The organism is Shewanella morhuae, assembly GCF_003028295.1.
GTDB lineage: Bacteria > Pseudomonadota > Gammaproteobacteria > Enterobacterales > Shewanellaceae > Shewanella > Shewanella morhuae.
Window position 1 is genome coordinate 169,935 of record NZ_PYSG01000003.1, and the last position, 21,169, is coordinate 191,103.

Annotated in this window: 20 protein-coding genes; all 20 read right to left on the reverse strand. The window is 45.9% G+C overall.

Annotation, left to right across the window (positions count from 1 at the left end):
* Nucleotides 1–2: 2 nt before the first annotated feature.
* Entirely contained in the window at nucleotides 3–695 is a 693-nt protein-coding gene (gene rpsC, locus C9I43_RS15395) for a 30S ribosomal protein S3 (RefSeq protein WP_011787574.1), read from the reverse strand.
* Nucleotides 696–704: 9 nt separating this feature from the next.
* Entirely contained in the window at nucleotides 705–1,037 is a 333-nt protein-coding gene (gene rplV, locus C9I43_RS15400; RefSeq protein ID WP_006083595.1) for a 50S ribosomal protein L22, read from the reverse strand.
* Between the two features lie 15 nt (nucleotides 1,038–1,052).
* On the reverse strand, nucleotides 1,053–1,331 hold the full coding sequence (rpsS, locus tag C9I43_RS15405) for a 30S ribosomal protein S19 (protein WP_006083596.1): 279 nt from the start codon (nucleotides 1,329–1,331) through the stop codon (nucleotides 1,053–1,055).
* A 14-nt stretch (nucleotides 1,332–1,345) separates the two neighbouring features.
* Nucleotides 1,346–2,170: a 50S ribosomal protein L2 gene (gene rplB, locus C9I43_RS15410; protein ID WP_076502263.1), complete on the reverse strand. Its 825-nt coding sequence runs from the start codon at nucleotides 2,168–2,170 to the stop codon at nucleotides 1,346–1,348.
* A gap of 16 nt (nucleotides 2,171–2,186) precedes the next feature.
* Nucleotides 2,187–2,489, reverse strand: coding sequence for a 50S ribosomal protein L23 (rplW, locus tag C9I43_RS15415; protein ID WP_076502267.1), 303 nt, complete (start codon nucleotides 2,487–2,489; stop codon nucleotides 2,187–2,189).
* The gene (gene rplD, locus C9I43_RS15420) at nucleotides 2,489–3,094 is read right to left on the reverse strand and encodes a 50S ribosomal protein L4 (protein WP_076502265.1); all 606 of its coding nucleotides are present in this window, start codon (nucleotides 3,092–3,094) and stop codon (nucleotides 2,489–2,491) included. The genes rplW and rplD overlap by 1 nt, the downstream gene beginning before the upstream one ends.
* Nucleotides 3,095–3,111: 17 nt before the next feature.
* Entirely contained in the window at nucleotides 3,112–3,750 is a 639-nt protein-coding gene (gene rplC, locus C9I43_RS15425) for a 50S ribosomal protein L3 (protein ID WP_006083600.1), read from the reverse strand.
* Nucleotides 3,751–3,780: 30 nt separating this feature from the next.
* Complete coding sequence (gene rpsJ, locus C9I43_RS15430; RefSeq protein WP_006083601.1) at nucleotides 3,781–4,092, reverse strand: 30S ribosomal protein S10; 312 nt, start codon at nucleotides 4,090–4,092, stop codon at nucleotides 3,781–3,783.
* A gap of 339 nt (nucleotides 4,093–4,431) precedes the next feature.
* Nucleotides 4,432–5,616 (reverse strand): elongation factor Tu, encoded by a 1,185-nt coding sequence (gene tuf / locus C9I43_RS15435; protein ID WP_107884340.1) that lies wholly within the window; start codon nucleotides 5,614–5,616, stop codon nucleotides 4,432–4,434.
* 69 nt (nucleotides 5,617–5,685) lie between these two features.
* A complete protein-coding gene (fusA, locus tag C9I43_RS15440; protein WP_107884342.1) occupies nucleotides 5,686–7,782 on the reverse strand; it encodes an elongation factor G in 2,097 nt (698 codons plus the stop codon).
* A gap of 78 nt (nucleotides 7,783–7,860) precedes the next feature.
* Entirely contained in the window at nucleotides 7,861–8,331 is a 471-nt protein-coding gene (gene rpsG, locus C9I43_RS15445; RefSeq protein WP_076502219.1) for a 30S ribosomal protein S7, read from the reverse strand.
* Between the two features lie 81 nt (nucleotides 8,332–8,412).
* On the reverse strand, nucleotides 8,413–8,787 hold the full coding sequence (gene rpsL, locus C9I43_RS15450; protein ID WP_006083605.1) for a 30S ribosomal protein S12: 375 nt from the start codon (nucleotides 8,785–8,787) through the stop codon (nucleotides 8,413–8,415).
* A gap of 179 nt (nucleotides 8,788–8,966) precedes the next feature.
* The gene (gene rpoC, locus C9I43_RS15455; protein WP_076502221.1) at nucleotides 8,967–13,184 is read right to left on the reverse strand and encodes a DNA-directed RNA polymerase subunit beta'; all 4,218 of its coding nucleotides are present in this window, start codon (nucleotides 13,182–13,184) and stop codon (nucleotides 8,967–8,969) included.
* Nucleotides 13,185–13,266: 82 nt separating this feature from the next.
* Nucleotides 13,267–17,298, reverse strand: coding sequence for a DNA-directed RNA polymerase subunit beta (gene rpoB / locus C9I43_RS15460; RefSeq protein WP_107884344.1), 4,032 nt, complete (start codon nucleotides 17,296–17,298; stop codon nucleotides 13,267–13,269).
* 242 nt (nucleotides 17,299–17,540) lie between these two features.
* Nucleotides 17,541–17,906, reverse strand: a complete 366-nt coding sequence (gene rplL / locus C9I43_RS15465; protein WP_076502225.1) for a 50S ribosomal protein L7/L12 — start codon at nucleotides 17,904–17,906, stop codon at nucleotides 17,541–17,543.
* Nucleotides 17,907–17,960: 54 nt separating this feature from the next.
* Nucleotides 17,961–18,461: a 50S ribosomal protein L10 gene (gene rplJ, locus C9I43_RS15470; protein WP_076502227.1), complete on the reverse strand. Its 501-nt coding sequence runs from the start codon at nucleotides 18,459–18,461 to the stop codon at nucleotides 17,961–17,963.
* 268 nt (nucleotides 18,462–18,729) lie between these two features.
* Complete coding sequence (gene rplA, locus C9I43_RS15475) at nucleotides 18,730–19,431, reverse strand: 50S ribosomal protein L1 (RefSeq protein ID WP_076502229.1); 702 nt, start codon at nucleotides 19,429–19,431, stop codon at nucleotides 18,730–18,732.
* A gap of 4 nt (nucleotides 19,432–19,435) precedes the next feature.
* Entirely contained in the window at nucleotides 19,436–19,864 is a 429-nt protein-coding gene (gene rplK, locus C9I43_RS15480) for a 50S ribosomal protein L11 (RefSeq protein WP_076502231.1), read from the reverse strand.
* A 126-nt stretch (nucleotides 19,865–19,990) separates the two neighbouring features.
* The gene (nusG, locus tag C9I43_RS15485; protein ID WP_076502234.1) at nucleotides 19,991–20,545 is read right to left on the reverse strand and encodes a transcription termination/antitermination protein NusG; all 555 of its coding nucleotides are present in this window, start codon (nucleotides 20,543–20,545) and stop codon (nucleotides 19,991–19,993) included.
* Between the two features lie 9 nt (nucleotides 20,546–20,554).
* Nucleotides 20,555–20,926 (reverse strand): preprotein translocase subunit SecE, encoded by a 372-nt coding sequence (secE, locus tag C9I43_RS15490; RefSeq protein WP_076502236.1) that lies wholly within the window; start codon nucleotides 20,924–20,926, stop codon nucleotides 20,555–20,557.
* Nucleotides 20,927–21,169 lie beyond the last annotated feature (243 nt).

The window sequence follows — 21,169 nt, forward strand, 5'->3', positions numbered from 1 at the left end:
TCCTATTTACCACGAGGCTTGCGCTTAGGTTGCTGCTGCTTCGGCTCTTCAATCTGTGGCAGCATTCCGTCCAGAACTTCACCTTTGAAGATCCAAACTTTAACGCCGATCACACCATATTGGGTGTGACTTTCAGATGTTGAATAGTCGATATCAGCACGCAAAGTATGTAAAGGTACGCGACCTTCACGATACCACTCATCACGCGCAATCTCAGCTCCGCCTAAACGGCCACTAACTTGTACTTTGATACCTTGAGCACCAATACGCATTGCGTTTTGAACTGCGCGCTTCATAGCACGACGGAACATTACGCGACGCTCTAATTGCTGTGCAATAGAGTCAGCAACTAACTTGGCATCTAGCTCAGGTTTACGGATCTCAGCGATGTTAATTTGAGCAGGAGTGCCAGCAAGTTTTGACACTGCAGCACGCAATACTTCAACGTCTTCACCTTTCTTACCAATCACAACGCCTGGACGGGCAGTGTGAATCGTAACGCGGATGCTTTTCGCTGGACGCTCGATAACAATCTTAGATACTGAAGCAGCTTGTAATTTCTCTACAAGAAACTTACGCACTTCCCAGTCGCTGTTCAGATTATTTGCGTAATCTGATTTATCTGCGTACCAGGTAGAGATCCAAGGCTTAGTGATACCCAGACGGATACCATTAGGATGTACTTTCTGTCCCATTGCTCTCTCCTAGCGATCTGATACAACCACAGTAATGTGGCTGGTACGCTTCATGATACGATCAGCGCGGCCTTTGGCACGTGGCATGATACGCTTCATTGTTGGGCCTTCATCTACGAAGACGGCTCCAACTTTAAGCTCATCAATATCCGCACCTTCGTTGTGTTCGGCGTTTGCGATAGCTGAGTCAAGTACTTTTTTAACCAGTACGGCGGCTTTCTTGGGGCTGAAAGTCAAAATTTCGAGGGCCTTAGCAACAGGCAATCCACGAATTTGATCAGCAACCAGACGGGCCTTCTGCGCAGACGTACGGGCAAAACGATGTTTAGCTAAAACTTCCATCTTATTCCTCCCGTATTAACGCTTCTTCGCTTTCTTATCAGCGGCATGGCCACGATAAGTGCGAGTTGGTGAAAATTCACCAAGTTTATGGCCAATCATTTCGTCAGTTACGAACACAGGAACGTGCTGACGACCATTATGGACAGCGATGGTCAAACCAATCATATTTGGAATGATCATAGAGCGACGTGACCAAGTCTTAATAGGCTTTTTGTCACCGGCTTCCATCGCTTTCTCTACCTTCTTCAGCAAGTGCAGGTCAATGAAGGGACCTTTCTTGAGAGAACGTGGCATGGCGAATCCTCTTACTATTTATTACGACGACGTACGATGTACTTGTCAGTGCGCTTGTTACTACGAGTCTTATAACCCTTAGTTGGCACACCCCATGGAGTCACTGGGTGACGACCACCAGAAGTACGGCCTTCACCACCACCGTGTGGATGGTCTACTGGGTTCATTGCAACACCACGCACTGTTGGGCGTATGCCTCTCCAGCGGTTAGCACCTGCTTTGCCTAACTGGCGTAGCATGTGTTCGGCATTACCAACTTCACCAAATGTCGCGCGGCAATCAACTGGCACTTTACGCATTTCGCCAGAGCGAAGACGTAGAGTGGCATATGCGCCATCACGAGCAACAACTTGTGCATAAGCACCTGCTGAACGAGCGATTTGAGCACCTTTACCAGGCTTCATTTCAACTGCGTGTACAACAGAACCTACTGGGACGTTGCGCAGCGGCATTGCGTTACCGGTTTTGATTTCTGCATCAACACCAGACTGGATCTTATCGCCAGCTTGCATGCCTTTGGCAGCAAGAATATAACGACGTTCACCATCCGCATACAATACTAACGCGATGTTAGCTGTACGGTTTGGATCATATTCCAGACGCTCAATCTTTGCAGGGATACCATCTTTATCGCGTTTGAAGTCGATTAGACGATAATGCTGCTTATGACCACCACCTACGTGACGGACAGTGATACGGCCAGTATTGTTACGGCCACCACTTTTAGATTTTTTCGCCAACAGGCCAGCAAAGGGTTTACCCTTATGCAGGTCAGTGTTCACCACTTTAACTACGTGGCGACGACCTGGAGAGGTTGGCTTACACTTAATAACTGCCATGATAATTCTCCTTTGCTTACTCAGCGCCGCCGACGAAATCGATGTCAGCACCAGCAGCTAGAGTCACATAGGCTTTTTTCCAATCGCTACGACGACCAGTACGGCCACCTGTGCGTTTAGTTTTGCCTTTGCTGACTAAAGTGCGAACTGAATCAACTTCAACTTCAAATAGCATAGCAACAGCAGCTTTAACTTCAGCTTTAGTTGCATCGATAGCTACGCGGAAAACAACAGTGTTGTGCTTCTCAGCGTTCACAGTGCTCTTTTCAGAGATGTGTGGAGCGAGAATGACTTTTAGCAAACGTTCTTCGCGGATCATCATGCTAGCATCTCCTCGATTTGCTTCACTGCGTCAGCAGTCACAAGCACAGTGTTAAACGCAATCAGACTAACTGGGTCTAGACCCGCTACGTCACGAACGTCAACCTTGTACAGGTTACGAGCTGCTAAGAATAAGTTCTCATCAACTTCTGCAGTCACAATTAGAACGTCTTCTAAGTTCATTGCCTTTAATTTAGCTTTCAGCTCTTTAGTTTTAGGAGCTTCAACACCAAATGATTCAACAACAACCAGACGCTCTTGACGTACCAATTCAGACAGAATGCTTCTCAGCGCGCCGCGGTACATCTTTTTGTTAACTTTTTGGCTATGATCTTGGGTTTTAGCAGCGAATGTTACGCCACCGCCACGCCAGATTGGGCCTTTAACAGAACCAGCACGAGCACGGCCAGTTCCTTTTTGGCGCCAAGGCTTTTTGCCTGAGCCAGTTACTTCCGCACGAGTCTTTTGAGCACGAGTGCCCTGACGCGCGTTTGCAGCGTACGCTACAACTACCTGATGAACCAGTGCCTCGTTAAAGTCACGGCCGAAGGTAGTTTCGGAAACTTCAAGAGCGCTTTGCGCGTCTTTCAATACCAATTCCATTACTATCTCCTCAGACCTTAAGCTTTAACGGCCGGCTTGATAATCAAGTCGCCATTGGTAGCGCCAGGAACAGCGCCACGGACTAGTAGCAGGTTACGCTCAACATCTACACGAACAACGACTAGATTTTGAGTTGTAACACGCTCAGCACCCATATGGCCTGACATTTTTTTGCCTTTGAATACGCGACCTGGCGTTTGGTTCTGACCGATAGAACCATTCGAGCGGTGCGACAAAGAGTTACCGTGAGTCATATCTTGAGTACGGAAGTTCCAACGCTTAACGCCGCCTTGGAAGCCTTTACCTTTTGATTGACCAGTAACGTCTACTTTCGCTACATCAGCGAAAATATCAACATTTAGCTCAGCACCAACTTCAATGCCCTCGCCTTCACCGTCTACCAAACGCATTTCCCACAAACCACGACCGGCTTCAACGCCGCTCTTAGCAAAGTGTCCTGCTTCTGGTTTAGTGATGCGATTGGCTTTTTTGGTGCCAGTTGTAACTTGAAGTGCACGGTAACCGTCAGTTTCTAAAGTTTTCACTTGAGTAACACGGTTGCCTGCAACTTCAATTACAGTAACTGGTATTGAAACGCCATCTTCGGTGAAGATGCGAGTCATACCAACTTTACGACCAATAAGACCGATAGCCATCTCTCAAACCTCTTCTTACTAGGATCTCAATTAACCCAAGCTAATCTGTACGTCGACACCAGCCGCAAGATCTAAACGCATTAACGCGTCTACAGTCTTTTCAGTTGGCTCTACGATGTCAACCAGGCGCTTGTGTGTACGTAATTCGTACTGGTCACGAGCATCTTTATTAACGTGCGGAGAGATCAAAATGGTATAACGTTCTTTACGCGTAGGTAGTGGAATTGGACCACGTACTTGAGCGCCTGTACGTTTAGCAGTTTCAACGATTTCCGCTGTAGACTGATCAATTAAACGATGATCAAATCCCTTTAAGCGGATACGGATTCTTTGGTTCTGCATTGACCAGAGCTCCTAAAATGGACATATAAAAAATCACCCTCTAGCTTCTTCCAAATGGAAAAGCAGAGCGAGATGATTTAACCGTTCGACTCCCAATCGGAGCCGCTATGATAATGATTAACTTAAGTGACTAATCATTTAATTCGTCAACCTAGGTCGACGAGGGGGCCATTATACCTATGTAAATCTGGATATCAAGCCCGCTGTGTAAATAGTCATCAAATAACTATTTAACTTCAGAGTGAGGCGCATTCTACACATTTTTACTTATAACGCCAGCCCTGTAATAAAAAAAGGAAGCCTTAGCTTCCTTTTTTAGTGTGTCGCTAAATTTTGCTATTAAGCAAAAATTTTCGCTACTACACCAGCACCAACTGTACGGCCACCTTCACGAATTGCGAAGCGTAAACCTTCGTCCATCGCGATTGGACAAATCAAGGTCACTTTCATCTTGATGTTGTCACCAGGCATTACCATCTCTACGCCTTCTGGCAATTCGATAGTACCTGTCACGTCCGTTGTACGGAAGTAGAACTGTGGACGGTAACCTTTGAAGAATGGAGTGTGACGTCCGCCTTCTTCTTTTGACAGAACATAGATTTCTGATTCAAAAGTTGTGTGTGGGTTGATTGAACCTGGTTTAGCCAACACTTGACCACGTTCTACGTCATCACGCTTAGTACCACGTAATAACACACCACAGTTCTCGCCTGCACGACCTTCGTCAAGCAGTTTACGGAACATTTCGACACCAGTACAGGTGGTCTTAGTCGTGTCGCGGATACCAACGATTTCTACTTCGTCACCAACGCGAACAATACCACGCTCAACACGACCAGTTACTACTGTACCACGGCCAGAAATTGAGAAGACGTCTTCGATTGGCAGTAGGAACGGCTTATCGATATCACGTTGTGGTTCTGGAATGTAAGAATCTAGTGCTGCTGCCAGCTCAAGAATTTTTGCTTCCCACTCTGGCTGACCTTCTAGGGCCTTCAGAGCTGAACCTTGAATAACAGGTAAATCATCACCTGGGAAATCGTATTCTGACAGAAGTTCACGCACTTCCATCTCTACTAATTCCAGTAATTCTTCGTCATCAACCATGTCACACTTGTTCATGAACACGATGATGTATGGTACACCAACTTGACGAGAAAGCAGGATGTGCTCACGTGTCTGTGGCATTGGGCCGTCTGTTGAAGCCACAACCAAAATAGCGCCGTCCATCTGTGCAGCACCAGTGATCATGTTTTTAACATAGTCGGCGTGACCTGGGCAGTCTACGTGTGCGTAGTGACGTGCTGGTGTGTCATATTCGATGTGAGAAGTATTAATAGTAATACCGCGCTCACGCTCTTCTGGAGCGTTATCGATTTGAGCAAAGTTTTTCACTTCGCCACCATAAGTCTTAGCCAGAACTGCTGAAATAGCTGCAGTTAGAGTGGTTTTACCATGGTCAACGTGACCAATGGTGCCCACGTTTACGTGAGGCTTAATACGTTCAAATTTAGCTTTTGCCACGATATATTCCTTTCTTTCAGAATAGTCCAGTCAGTGCTGGACCATAATAACATTTATGTCGTAACTGAATTAGCTACGAGATTCAATAATCGCTTTCGCAATGTTTTGCGGTGCATCAGAGTACTTCAAAAACTCCATAGAGTATGAAGCGCGCCCCTGAGTCGCAGATCGCAAATCAGTTGCATAACCAAACATTTCAGCGAGAGGAACTACAGCATGGACTATTTTAATGCCACCAAAGCCATCATCCATCCCTTCAATTAAGCCACGACGACGGTTTAAATCACCGACGACATCACCCATATAATTTTCAGGGGTAGTTACTTCTACTTTCATGCAAGGCTCGAGCAACGCAGGATTTGCTTCAAGCGCACCCTTTTTGAAGCCCATAGAACCTGCAATTTTGAACGCCATCTCATTCGAGTCCACATCATGATATGAACCGTCGAACAGAGTGACCTTCACGTCCAACACAGGGAAGCCAGCGAGAACGCCATTCTTCATCTGTTCTTGGATACCTTTATCAACCGCGGGAATGAATTCACGAGGAATCGCTCCACCCACAACAGCATTGACAAATTCGTAACCAGCGCCTTCTTCATTAGGCTCTAGTTTTAACCAAACATGGCCGAATTGTCCACGACCACCTGATTGGCGTATAAATTTACCTTCAGCTTCGACTGTAGCTCGGATAGTTTCACGGTAGGCCACTTGTGGCTTACCAACGTTACATTCAACACCAAATTCGCGACGCATACGGTCAACGATAATGTCTAAGTGTAACTCACCCATACCCGAAATCAGAATCTGTGATGACTCTTCGTCAGTTTCAACTCGGAATGATGGATCTTCAGCTGCAAGTTTTTGCAACGCAATACCCATTTTATCTTGGTCGGCTTTTGACTTAGGTTCAACGGCAATGGTAATTACTGGCTCTGGGAACTCCATGCGTTCCAAGATCACTCTATGATCGTTATCACAAAGTGTATCACCCGTAGTCACTTCTTTTAAACCAATAGCCGCGGCGATATCACCAGCACGGACTTCTTTCAGCTCAGTTCGATCGTTAGCATGCATTTGCACCATGCGACCTACTCGCTCACGTTTCTGTTTCACAGAGTTGTAAACGCCTGAACCTGATTCGAGTACGCCTGAATACACACGAATAAAGGTTAAAGTTCCTACGAATGGGTCCGTAGCTATCTTAAATGCCAATGCAGCAAAAGGTGCATTGTCATCTGATGGGCGCTCTACTTCTTGCTCATTTTCATCGATACCCTTAATTGGAGGCACATCGACTGGCGCTGGCAAAAATTCAATCACCGCATCAAGTACCGCTTGAACGCCTTTGTTCTTAAATGCAGAACCACAGGTCGCTAAAACGATTTCATTATTTATAGTCCGCTGACGTAGTGCCTTTTTAATCTCGTCTTCTGACAACGTGCCTTCTTCAAGGTACTTATTCATCAGTTCATCCGAAGATTCGGCTGCTACTTCAACCAGATACTCATGCATTTCAGCCGCTTTAGCCGCTAAGTCTGCTGGGATTGCCTCATAAGTGAAAGTCATTCCCTGGTCCGCTTCGTCCCAGTTAATCGCTTTCATCTTAATTAAGTCAATAACCCCCTTGAAGTGCTCTTCTGCACCAATATTCAATTGAATAGGTACACAAGTGGCTCCTAGGCGAGTTCCGATTTGCTTCACTACACGTTCAAAGTCTGCACCTGCACGGTCCATTTTATTGACAAATACTATGCGTGGAACGCGATATTTATCAGCTTGACGCCATACTGTTTCGGACTGAGGTTCAACACCAGAAGAACCACAGAAAACGACAACGGCACCATCAAGAACACGCAGAGATCGTTCAACTTCAATAGTAAAGTCAACGTGACCAGGGGTATCGATGATATTGATACGGTGTTCAGTGAATTGAGCATCCATACCACGCCAGAAAGTAGTTACTGCAGCTGAGGTGATAGTAATACCACGCTCTTGCTCTTGAACCATCCAGTCTGTGGTAGCAGCGCCGTCATGCACCTCACCGATTTTATGAGATAAACCGGTATAGAACAGAACACGTTCTGTTGTGGTAGTTTTACCTGCATCAACATGAGCACAAATACCGATATTACGATAACGCTCAATTGGGGTTGTACGAGCCACGATTATACCCTCTCCACCAAGACCGAAGTCTTGGCAATATCAACAACTATGGTGTGGGCCTAAGCCCACACCATCATATTACCAACGGTAATGAGCAAAGGCCTTGTTAGCTTCAGCCATGCGATGCACGTCTTCACGCTTCTTAACAGCAGTACCTTTGTTTTCAGACGCATCCAGCATTTCACCTGCCAGACGTAAAGCCATAGATTTTTCACCACGCTTACGAGCAGCTTCAACCAACCAGCGCATCGCCAGTGCATTACGACGCACAGGACGAACTTCACATGGTACCTGGTACGTAGAACCACCAACGCGACGAGATTTAACTTCGACTGATGGGCGAACGTTGTCCAGGGCTGCTTCAAGGATTGTCAGATGTGCTTCGCTTTTCTTTTCAGCAACAACATCTAATGCCTTGTAGATAATTTTTTCTGCAGTCGACTTTTTGCCGTCCTGCATAATGACGTTGATGAACTTAGCCAACAACTCACTGTGAAACTTTGGATCTGGTAGGATTTTACGTTGTCCTACAACGCGACGTCTTGGCATAACAATTCTCCGTATGCTTCAGGGACTTCCAAAACTGGAATTCTCAAAATAAAACTAGCTTGGCCTTACTTAACGGATAAGTTAAGACTTAGGACGCTTAGCACCGTATTTAGAACGGCTTTGGCGGCGTGAAGTCACACCTGCACAGTCTAATGCGCCACGAATAGTGTGATAACGCACACCTGGTAAGTCTTTAACACGACCACCACGGATTAAGATCACGCTATGTTCCTGCAGGTTGTGGCCTTCACCGCCGATGTACGAAGTAACTTCGAAACCGTTAGTTAGACGCACACGAGCTACTTTACGTAGTGCAGAGTTAGGTTTTTTAGGGGTAGTTGTGTACACACGTGTACAAACACCACGTTTTTGCGGGCACGCATTCAACGCAGGCACGTTAGTCTTGTCGACTTTTGGCGCGCGTGGCTTACGTACCAACTGGTTTACAGTTGCCATGTATAGCTCCGAGTCAGTTGAATCAAACTCAACGATAAGGTGTGAAAAATCTATATCCCACAATGGTGGGACGCGGAATTTTAGAAAGGTAATGCCTAACTGTCAAGAAATAGCCAACTTTTGCGGCATATTCCAAGAAAAAAGGCGCCTAGGGCGCCTTTTTATAACAAACTGATTACTTAATCTTGGCTACCAGCCAGGTTTAAGAGATCGGCCAAGTTCTGTTCGGCTTCACTTGCAGTGATTTTATTCACTACTACAGGTTCGTTTTTCTTCGCACGCGCTTCATTACGAGTCTTGTGATAAGCGTAACCTGTACCGGCTGGGATCAGTCGGCCAACGATAACGTTTTCTTTCAGACCACGTAATTGATCGCTCTTACCACCTACGGCGGCTTCGGTCAGTACGCGCGTTGTCTCTTGGAACGATGCTGCTGAGATAAAGGATTCTGTTGCCAGAGATGCTTTAGTAATACCCAGTAGTTCACGCTCAAACGTTGCAGGTACTTTACCTTGGGCGATCAGTTCGCGGTTAGCGATCTTCACACGTGATACTTCAGCTTGTTCCCCTTCGAGGAAATCAGCATCACCGGCAGAAGTGATCAGACACTTACGCAGCATTTGACGGATGATCACTTCGATATGCTTATCGTTGATCTTCACGCCTTGCAGACGGTAGACGTCCTGTACTTCGTTCACAATGTAGTTTGCAACATTGTGGATACCACGAAGACGCAGAATGTCATGTGCCGCTTCTGGACCGTCAGCGATAACTTCACCACGTTCGACTTTTTCACCTTCGAACACGTTTAAGTTACGCCATTTAGGGATCATCTCTTCGTAATGTTCACCGCCATCAGCAGGTGTAATCACCAAGCGACGCTTACCTTTGGTCTCTTTACCAAACGAGATGGTACCTGAGATTTCCGCAAGAATAGCCGGCTCTTTTGGCTTACGTGCTTCGAATAAGTCAGCAACGCGTGGCAGACCACCGGTGATGTCGCGTGTTTTAGACGATTCCTGAGGAATACGAGCTAACGCGTCACCCACGTTGATTTGTGCGTTATCTTCCAAGTTAACAATCGCACTACCTGGTAAGAAGTACTGTGCTGGCACTTCAGTACCTGGGATCATCAAATCGTTACCATTAGCGCCAAGCAGGCGGATCATTGGGCGCATTTCTTTACCCGCAGTACCACGCTGACCAACGTCAAGGATCACGATGGATGACAGACCCGTCAGTTCGTCTGTTTGACGTGTCATAGTGACACCGTCAATCATGTGTTCGAACTTGATACTACCCGCCACTTCAGAAATGATTGGGTGAGTATGTGGATCCCAGTTAGCGATAACATCGCCAGCTTCAACAGCAGCTTCTTCTAGCTTCTCAAGCACAGTACCGTATGGCACTTTATAACGCTCTTTCTCGCGGCCCAGCTCATCGATGATGGCAAGCTCAGAAGAACGAGAAACGATAACCAGTTTGCCGTCACTGTTAGTTACATGCTTAGCATTATGCAGTTTCAATGAACCCGAGTTTTTCACTTGGACATTGTTTTCTGCAGAAGCTCGAGACGCCGCACCACCAATGTGGAATGTACGCATCGTTAGCTGTGTACCCGGTTCACCGATAGATTGTGCTGCCACAACACCGATTGCTTCACCGTGGTTAATAATATGACCACGAGCCAAGTCACGACCGTAACAAGCTGCACAAACACCGAAATCGGTATCACAAGAGATAACAGAACGTACAATCACTTCGTCGATTGAATGCTCTTCTAACTTGTCACACCAAGCTTCGTCGAGGAGTGTGTTACGCGGAGCTAGCACATCTTCAGTGCCTGGATAGAACACATCAATTGCAACCACACGACCCAGTACGCGCTCACGTAACGGTTCAACCACATCACCACCTTCAATCAGCGGTTTCATGGTTAGACCTTCGTAAGTACCACAATCGTCTTCGATAACCACTAAATCTTGCGCAACGTCAACAAGACGACGAGTCAGGTAACCCGAGTTCGCTGTCTTCAATGCCGTATCGGCTAGACCTTTACGCGCACCGTGAGTAGAAATAAAGTACTGCAGTACGTTTAGACCTTCACGGAAGTTAGCGGTAATTGGCGTTTCGATGATTGAGCCATCTGGCTTAGCCATCAGACCACGCATACCCGCCAACTGACGGATCTGTGCGGCACTACCACGAGCACCTGAGTCAGCCATCATATAGATGCTGTTAAACGAGGCTTGTTTCTCTTCAACGCCATCACGGTTAATCACTGTCTCAGTTGACAGGTTTTCCATCATCGCTTTAGAAACTTTTTCGTTGGCGCTTGCCCAGATATCGATAACTTTGTTGTAACGCTCACCTGCAGTTACCAGACCAGATTGGAACTGCTCTTGAATTTCAAGAACTTCCGCTTCTGCATCCGCAACTAAGGTGTATTTCTCGTCAGGAATAACCATGTCATCGATACCTACAGAGGCACCAGAGATGGTTGCAAAACGGAAACCGGTATACATCAATTGGTCAGCGAAGATAACAGTATCTTTCAGACCCAGTTGACGATAACACGTGTTCAACAGTTTAGAGATCTGCTTTTTGCCCATGTTCTGGTTAACCAGATCAAATGACAAACCTGCTGGCAAAATAAGTGACAGCAAGGCACGACCCACAGTCGTATCAACGATACGGCGTTGTTCTGTACGTTCACCAGTGTCACCAATAATGGTTTCAGTGATACGTACTTTAACGCGGGCATGCAGTTCAGCAGCGCCAGTTGCGTAAGCTTTTTCAACTTCAGCAACAGACATAAATGCCATACCTTCACCACGGCCGTTAATACGCTCACGGCTGGTGTAGTACAGACCTAAAACTACGTCTTGAGACGGAGTGATAACAGGCTCGCCGTTTGCAGGTGACAGGATGTTGTTGGTAGACATCATCAGTGCACGAGCTTCAAGCTGCGCTTCCAGTGTTAACGGTACGTGTACCGCCATTTGGTCACCGTCGAAGTCGGCGTTGTATGCCGCACAAACGAGTGGGTGTAACTGGATTGCTTTACCTTCGATCAGTACTGGCTCGAACGCTTGGATACCCAGTCTGTGCAGTGTTGGCGCACGGTTGAGCATCACTGGATGTTCGCGGATCACTTCATCCAGAACGTCCCATACTTCCGCCACTTCACGCTCAACCATCTTCTTAGCCGCTTTGATAGTAGTAGCTAAGCCACGACCTTCTAGCTTGCCATAGATGAATGGCTTGAACAGTTCCAATGCCATCTTCTTAGGAAGACCACATTGATGCAGACGTAGAGTAGGACCTACGGTAATAACCGAACGACCAGAATAGTCGACGCGCTTACCCAATAAGTTCTGACGGAAACGACCTTGCTTACCTTTGATCATATCGGCCAAAGATTTCAGAGGACGCTTGTTAGAACCGGTAATAGCACGACCACGACGACCGTTATCTAATAGCGCATCAACAGACTCTTGTAACATACGCTTTTCGTTGCGTACGATAATGTCTGGCGCAGCTAAATCTAACAGACGCTTCAAACGGTTGTTACGGTTGATCACGCGGCGATACAGATCGTTAAGATCTGATGTCGCGAAGCGGCCGCCATCTAGCGGTACCAACGGACGTAAGTCAGGTGGTAACACAGGCAGTACTTTTAAGATCATCCATTCAGGCTTGTTGCCTGATGTGTAGAATGCTTCCATTAACTTAAGACGCTTAGTCACTTTCTTGCGACGAGTCTCAGAGTTGATTGAAGGTAATTCTTCACGCATTTGTTCGATTTCTTTCGCTAAATCGATAGCCCGTAACAGTTCAAGAACTGCTTCAGCACCCATTTTAGCTTCGAATTCATCACCGTATTCTTCTAACGCATCAAGATACGTTTCTTCTGTCAGCATTTGGCCACGTTCAAGGCTGGTCATGCCAGGCTCGATCACGACAAATGATTCAAAATACAGTACGCGTTCGATATCACGCAGCGTCATATCCAGCATTAAGCCAATACGTGACGGCAGTGATTTTAAGAACCAAATGTGCGCAACTGGGCTAGCCAGTTCGATGTGACCCATACGCTCACGACGTACTTTAGTCTGGGTTACTTCAACGCCACATTTTTCACAAATAACACCACGGTGCTTCAAACGTTTGTACTTACCGCACAAACATTCGTAATCTTTGACTGGGCCAAAGATACGCGCACAGAACAGACCTTCACGCTCAGGCTTGAAGGTACGGTAGTTAATGGTTTCTGGCTTCTTAACTTCACCAAAAGACCAAGAACGGATCAGATCAGGCGATGCCAGACCAATTTTGATGCCGTTAAATTCTTCAGTCTTGCTTTGCTGTTTCAGAAACTTTAATAAGTCTTTCACGTTTCTCTCCTGAAGGAGTTAAACCGGGTGCTCCGTATTCACGGAGCACCATTCTGTTGCTAAACGCGGCTAAAGCCTGCGTTTATGCCTGATCCAACTCGATATTAATACCGAGTGAACGGATCTCCTTCAGTAACACGTTGAAGGACTCTGGCATGCCAGGTTGCATCTGATAATTACCGTCGACGATGTTTTTATACATCTGAGTACGACCGTTAACGTCATCCGATTTAACAGTGAGCATTTCTTGAAGCGTATAAGCAGCACCGTATGCTTCTAGTGCCCACACTTCCATCTCACCGAAACGCTGACCACCGAATTGAGCTTTACCGCCCAATGGTTGTTGAGTCACTAAGCTGTACGAACCAGTAGAACGGGCGTGCATCTTGTCATCAACTAAGTGGTTCAGTTTGAGCATGTACATGTAACCCACGGTTACTTGACGCTCAAATTCGTTACCGGTACGACCATCAAACAACTTCAACTGACCAGAGGTTGGCAAACCTGCAAGTTCAAGCATCTGCTTGATCTCTTTTTCTTTAGCACCATCGAATGCAGGAGTTGCAATCGGGATACCGCCTTTCAGATTAGTCGCAAGACGTAATACTTCATCATCAGTGAATGAATCGATATCGACGCGCTGTTGCACTTCGTCACCTAATTCATAAACTTGCTTGATGTAACCACGCACTTCAGCCAGCTCACGCTGTTCTTCAAGCATCGCGGTGATCTTGTTACCAATGCCTTTGGCAGCGGCGCCCATATGGACTTCAAGTACCTGACCAATGTTCATACGTGATGGAACACCTAGTGGGTTCAATACGATGTCTACTGGGTTACCTTGTTCGTCATATGGCATATCTTCGATTGGACAAATCTTAGAGATAACACCCTTGTTACCGTGACGACCCGCCATTTTGTCACCAGGTTGGATAGTACGCTTAACCGCTAAGTAAACCTTAACAATCTTGAGTACGCCTGGCGCCAAATCATCACCTTGAGTGATCTTACGGCGTTTGATTTCAAACTTCTTATCGAAGTCAGCTTTCAGTTCGTCATGCTGCTCGGCTAATTGCTCAAGTTCAGTTTGTTTAGCTTCATCGTCAATGACTTGAATCAAAACATCTTTACGTGGCAATGCTGCGATTTGCGCATCGGTAAAACCAGCACCGGTTAACAAGTTACGCGCACGGCTCAATACACCTTCTTCAAGGATCTTGAACTCTTCGCCTAAGTCTTTACGCGCTTGGGCAATGTGCATCTCTTCAATTTCAACTGCACGCTTGTCTTTCTCAACGCCGTCACGGGTAAATACCTGTACGTCGATGATAGTGCCCTTAACAGAGTTAGGTACACGCAATGAGCTGTCTTTAACGTCAGACGCTTTTTCACCGAAGATAGCACGGAGTAGCTTCTCTTCTGGAGTCAGCTGGGTTTCGCCTTTTGGCGTCACTTTACCTACCAGAATGTCGCCACCCTTCACTTCTGCACCAATGTAAACAATACCTGACTCGTCGAGTTTCGACAGGGCAGATTCACCTACGTTTGGAATATCAGCAGTGATTTCTTCGCTACCCAACTTAGTATCACGAGCAATACAAGATAGCTCCTGAATGTGGATAGTGGTGAAACGGTCTTCTTGCGCTACGCGCTCAGAAATTAAGATCGAGTCTTCGAAGTTATAACCGTTCCATGGCATGAACGCGATACGCATGTTCTGGCCAAGGGCTAAGTCACCTAAGTCAGTAGACGGACCGTCTGCTAACACGTCACCACGAACCACTGGCTCGCCAACAGCACAACAAGGGCGTTGGTTAATACAGGTGTTTTGGTTAGAACGGGTGTATTTAGTCAGGTTATAAATGTCGATACCCGCTTCGCCTGCGCGCAGCTCATCTTCATTTACTTTAACAACGATACGGCTTGCATCGACGTAGTCAACAAAACCACCACGCTTAGCTACAACCACAACACCTGAGTCAACAGCAAGAGTTCGCTCAATACCTGTACCTACTAGCGGCTTTTCAGAACGCAGTGTTGGTACGGCTTGACGTTGCATGTTTGCACCCATCAATGCACGGTTAGCATCGTCGTGTTCTAAGAACGGGATCAGTGAAGCTGCAACAGAAATAATCTGCTGTGGCGAAACGTCCATATACTGGATGTCTGCCGCACGCATAAAGGTTGATTCACCCTTATGACGACAAGCAATCTGCTCTTCAACCATACGGCCGTTAGCATCAACTTCAATGTTCGCCTGTGCAATCACATAACGACCTTCTTCGATTGCTGACAAGTATTCCACTTCGTCAGTAATCACGCTGTCGATAACCTTGCGGTATGGCGTTTCAAGGAAGCCGTAAGAGTTAGTACGGGCAAAACTAGCTAATGAGTTGATTAGACCAATGTTTGGACCTTCAGGGGTCTCAATTGGACATAAACGACCATAGTGAGTTGCGTGTACGTCTCGTACTTCAAAGCCTGCACGTTCACGGGTCAAACCACCAGGGCCAAGTGCAGAAATACGACGCTTATGCGTTACTTCTGATAGCGGGTTGTTTTGATCCATAAATTGTGACAGCTGAGAAGAACCGAAGAACTCTTTCACTGCAGCAGAAATTGGCTTAGCGTTGATTAAATCTTGTGGCATCAGCTCGTTCAGATCGCCTAAAGATAGACGTTCACGCACGGCGCGCTCAACACGGACTAAACCTACGCGGAACTGGTTTTCAGCCATTTCACCGACGCTACGAATACGACGGTTACCTAAGTGATCGATATCATCGACTTCGTCAAAGCCATTACGGATATGAATAATGTTCTTCATTACCGCAACGATGTCTTCTTTAGACAATACGCCACTACCTTCATCATCAGCAATGCTGAGACGACGGTTGAACTTCATACGACCTACTTTAGATAAGTCATAACGTTCTTCACTGAAGAACAAGTTCTGGAATAGTGCTTCGGCAGCATCTTTGGTTGGTGGCTCGCCAGGACGCATCATGCGATAGATCTCAACCAACGCTTCTAAGCGGTTAGTGGTTGAATCGATACGCAGCGTATCTGAAATATAAGCACCATGATCTAGCTCGTTAATAAATAACGTGCTGATATCTTTAATACCGGCCAATGATAATTTAGCCAGATCTTCTAGGCTGATTTCACTATTAGCTGATACTAAGACTTCACCCGTGTCCGGATCGATATAATCTTGAGCAGCATATTTGCCCACGATATATTCAACTGGTACTTCGAGTTCAGTGGTATTGGTTTTTTCTAACTGACGAATGTGGCGCGCAGTAATACGACGACCCGCTTCAACCAGAATAGAACCTTCAGCATCCTTGATGTCATAGCTGGCAGTTTCGCCACGCAGACGATCCGGTACCAAAGCCATAACCAGAGTTTCTTTCTTAATCTTGAACTCAACGCGTTCAAAGAACAGGTCGAGGATCTCTTGAGTAGAATATTCTAATGCACGTAACATGATGGTCGCAGGCAGTTTGCGGCGACGGTCAATACGTACAAATAGTGCATCTTTAGGATCGAATTCAAAGTCAAGCCATGAACCACGGTAAGGAATAATACGTGCGTTATACAGCACCTTACCTGATGAGTGGGTTTTACCACGGTCATGATCAAAGAACACGCCTGGGCTGCGGTGTAATTGAGATACGATTACACGCTCAGTACCGTTGATGACAAAAGTACCGTTATCCGTCATCAATGGGATATCACCCATGTAGACTTCTTGTTCTTTAATATCTTTTACTGTGCCCGCCGCTGCTTCACGGTCATACAACACCATGCGTAATTTAACGCGTAGTGGTGCTGAGTACGTAACACCGCGGATCTGACACTCTTTCACATCAAAAACAGGCTCGCCAAGCTTATAGCTGACGTATTGCAGTTCTGAATTACCAGAAAAGCTCTTGATGGGAAAAACGCTACGGAAGGCGGCTTCTAAACCGCGCTCACCGGTAGGATCTTGATCGGTGAACTTCTTAAAAGAGTCTAGCTGGATAGACAATAAATAAGGGATATCCAAAACTTTTGGACGCTTACCAAAGTCTTTGCGAATACGCTTCTTTTCAGAATAGGAGTAAACCATGGGTTTCCTCTGCTTACGAGATGTGACCAAGACTGAATAAATAACTTAAGTTATTGAATTCAGCACGTTTGCCCATCACCGTTGATGGCAAGAACCTAACCAGTAATCTCTGCTAGGGACTGCAATATATGGCGACAAACGGTGAAAAAAAATCGCCAACGCATATAGCGCAAAAAAGGCCGACGGTTAAAAAACCGCCAGCCTTCACCCAAGTGGCTTGGGTGAGCAAGCTAAATAATAGCTTACTTAATTTCTACAGAAGCACCAGCTTCAGTAAGTTCTTTCTTCAGCGCTTCAGCTTCTTCTTTAGAAACGCCTTCTTTTACTGCTACTGGAGAAGCTTCTGACATAGCTTTAGCTTCTTTCAGGCCTAAACCAGTTGCGCCACGGATGGCTTTAATTACTGCAACTTTGTTTTCGCCGTGAGCAGTCAGAATTACGTTGAATTCTGTTTGTTCTTCAACAGCAGCAGCTTCAGCGCCACCAGAAACAACAGCAGCAGCGGCAGAAACGCCGAACTTCTCTTCCATTGCTTCGATTAGTTCAACAACTTCCATTACAGACATAGCTGCAAAGGCTTCTAAGATTTGGTCTTTAGTGATAGACATAACAAATGTTTCCTATTGTTCTGAATTCAATTTCAATAAGTTGCCAGCTTAAAATTAAGCGGCTTCTTGTTTTTGATCGCGCAGGGCGGCCAGTGTACGAACGAACTTGCCAGCAGATGCTTCTTTCATAGTCATCATTAACTGAGCTAGTGCTTCGTCGTATGTTGGCAGTTTCGCCAAACGATCAATTTCAGCTGCAGGGATGAAATTCCCTTCAAAGGCTGCGCCTTTAACTTCGAAGTTAGCTTGTTCTTTAGCAAAGTCTTTTAACAGACGTGCTGCAGCACCTGGGTGCTCTAAAGAAAAAGCAATCAAAGTTGGGCCAGTGAACGTCTCTGCTAGGCACTCAAAAGCAGTACCTTCAACAGCACGACGAACTAATGTATTACGTACTACACGTACATAAACACCAGCTTCGCGCGCTTTTTTACGCAGACCGGTCATAGCACCTACAGTTACACCGCGAGAATCAGCGGCCACTGCAGATAGCGCACCTTTGGCAGCTTCGTTGACTTCAGCAACAATCGCTTTTTTGTCTTCGAGTCTTAATGCCATTGGCTTTACTCCTGGATTCTACCTAGGGTATTCCCTAGTATTTACCATACTAAATACTCATGTATTTAGTGACTTACGGTGCAGATGATCCAGTAAAAAAATTTAGCTGGGGCCTGACACCGTCTACGCAGGAAATTAAGTTATTTTTACAAAAAACACCTGCGGTCTTGGACGGAAACCCGAGTTAAACACCATCGAAACGGAGTCTAAAACAGGCTTCAACCCACAAAGTGCGCGCATTATAGACTAACACGAACACTTTGTAAAATTAGTTGATTGTTTCAAGCGTCGCTTGATCAACCGAAACACCTGCACCCATAGTGGTAGAGATGCTTACTTTTTTCACGTAGATGCCTTTAGCGACTGCAGGCTTAGCCTTTTTCAGTGCTGACACTAACGCTTCTAAGTTTTCTTTCAACTGAACTGGTGTGAAATCCACTTTACCGATAGTAGTGTGGATAATACCGTTCTTGTCGTTACGGTAACGAACTTGACCCGCTTTGGCATTCTTAACAGCTTCAGCAACGTTTGGCGTTACTGTACCTGTTTTAGGGTTAGGCATTAAACCACGTGGGCCTAAGATTTGACCTAACATACCAACAACGCGCATTGCATCTGGAGATGCGATAACCACGTCAAAGTTCATTTCACCAGCTTTGATTTGCTCAGCCAGATCTTCCATACCAACGAGCTCAGCGCCAGCAGCTTTAGCCGCTTCAGCATTCGCACCTTGTGTAAATACTGCAACGCGAACGTCACGACCTGTTCCGTGTGGCAACACTGTTGCACCACGAACGTTTTGGTCAGATTTACGTGGGTCGATGCCCAAGTTAACCGCTACGTCTACACTTTCAACGAATTTAGCTGTCGCTAATTCTTTTAACAAAGCGATAGCTTCATTAATGTCGTAGTTTTTAGTAACGTCAGTTTTCTCGCGGATTACGCGCATGCGTTTAGTTAGTTTTGCCATTATATTAATCCTCTACAACCAAACCCATTGAACGCGCAGTACCTTCAATTGAGCGAGTCATCGCTTCAATGTCAGCACCAGTCATATCGGCAGCTTTAAGTTCAGCAATTTCTTGAACTTTAGCGCGAGCGATAGTACCCACTTTCTGAGTGTTAGGACGTGGAGAACCTGATTTCAGGCCTGCAGCAGTCTTTAACAAATAAGCCGCTGGAGAGGTCTTAGTTTCAAAAGTGAATGAACGGTCACTGTAGACAGTGATCACGACTGGAATAGGCATGCCTTTTTCCATTTTATCTGTACGGGCGTTAAACGCTTTACAAAATTCCATGATGTTCACACCTTTTTGACCCAAAGCTGGACCAACTGGTGGTGATGGGTTCGCAGAACCGGATTTTACTTGCAGCTTAATATAAGCATCAATCTTCTTTGCCATCTGACATTTCCTCAGTTTGGGTTCAAACGCGCATCAGCGACATGCTGACAGGCTCCCCCGAAAACAACGGCGCGAATTATATAGAATTTCGCCGCCGTTGCCAAACGGATTTTGTGGTTTATTTAATCAGCCTTTTTCAACTTGACTGAAATCAAGTTCAACAGGCGTAGAACGACCAAAGATCATTACTGATACTTTTACGCGGCTCTTGTCATAATCGACTTCTTCAACAGTACCGTTAAAGTCAGCAAATGGACCATCACACACACGTACAAGTTCACCTGGCTCAAAAATCGTTCTATGAGTCGGTGACGCAGTCGTCTCTTGTAAGCGACGCAAAATTGCATCAGCTTCTTTATCTGAAATTGGCGCAGGACGATCAGACGTTCCGCCAATAAAGCCTAAAACACGCGGGATGCTTTTGACCAAATGCCAGCTGTCATCGTTCATTTCCATCTGCACTAATACATAGCCAGGGAAAAACTTACGTTCGCTCTTGCGACGCTGACCTGCACGCATTTCAATAACTTCTTCAGTCGGAACTAAAATCTCACCGAAGTAGTCTTCCATGCCGTGCATTTTAATGTATTCAATCAGTGACTTACAAACTCGGCCTTCATAGCCAGAGAATGCTTGCACGACATACCATCTTTTTTTAGCTTCTTTAGCTTCTTCAGTCATTCGAGGTGCCTATACGCCAGTAATAAGATTGACAATTCGCATTAACACAGCATCCATACCCCAAAGGATAAGAGCTAAGATACCTGTTGCAGCAAGGACAATAAACGTCGTGTTTAGCGCTTCTTGACGCGTTGGCCAAACAACCTTACGCACTTCGATATGCGATTCGCGAGCAAAAGCTAACGCTTTTTTACCCTTTACAGTCTGAAGCGCAATAAAACCAGCAATAGCGAATGCAACGATAACACTAAGCGCACGTATCACGGCACTGGCTTCGCTATACATTTGATTGCCAATAACAGCAGCGGCTAGCAATATAATTACTAAACCCCACTTCACGATATCCAGAGAGTTGTTCTGGTTTTCAGTATTTGTTGTCATCGGTTTTTCCGTTACTCAATACGGCCTGAGCTTAGAGCATATAAATTTAGGGCACTATTCCCGCATCATACTCTGCATTTCCGAACACCCTTAGAAACGCAAAATAGCATAAACTCAGGGTAAAAAATCGGCCATAGATTGTATTCTTATTCGACTTCGTAAGCAAGGTTGCCAATCCCGCGCAAACCACAAAACCTATGAAATAATCCACTTAAATAAAAAAGGAAGCCTTAGCTTCCTTTT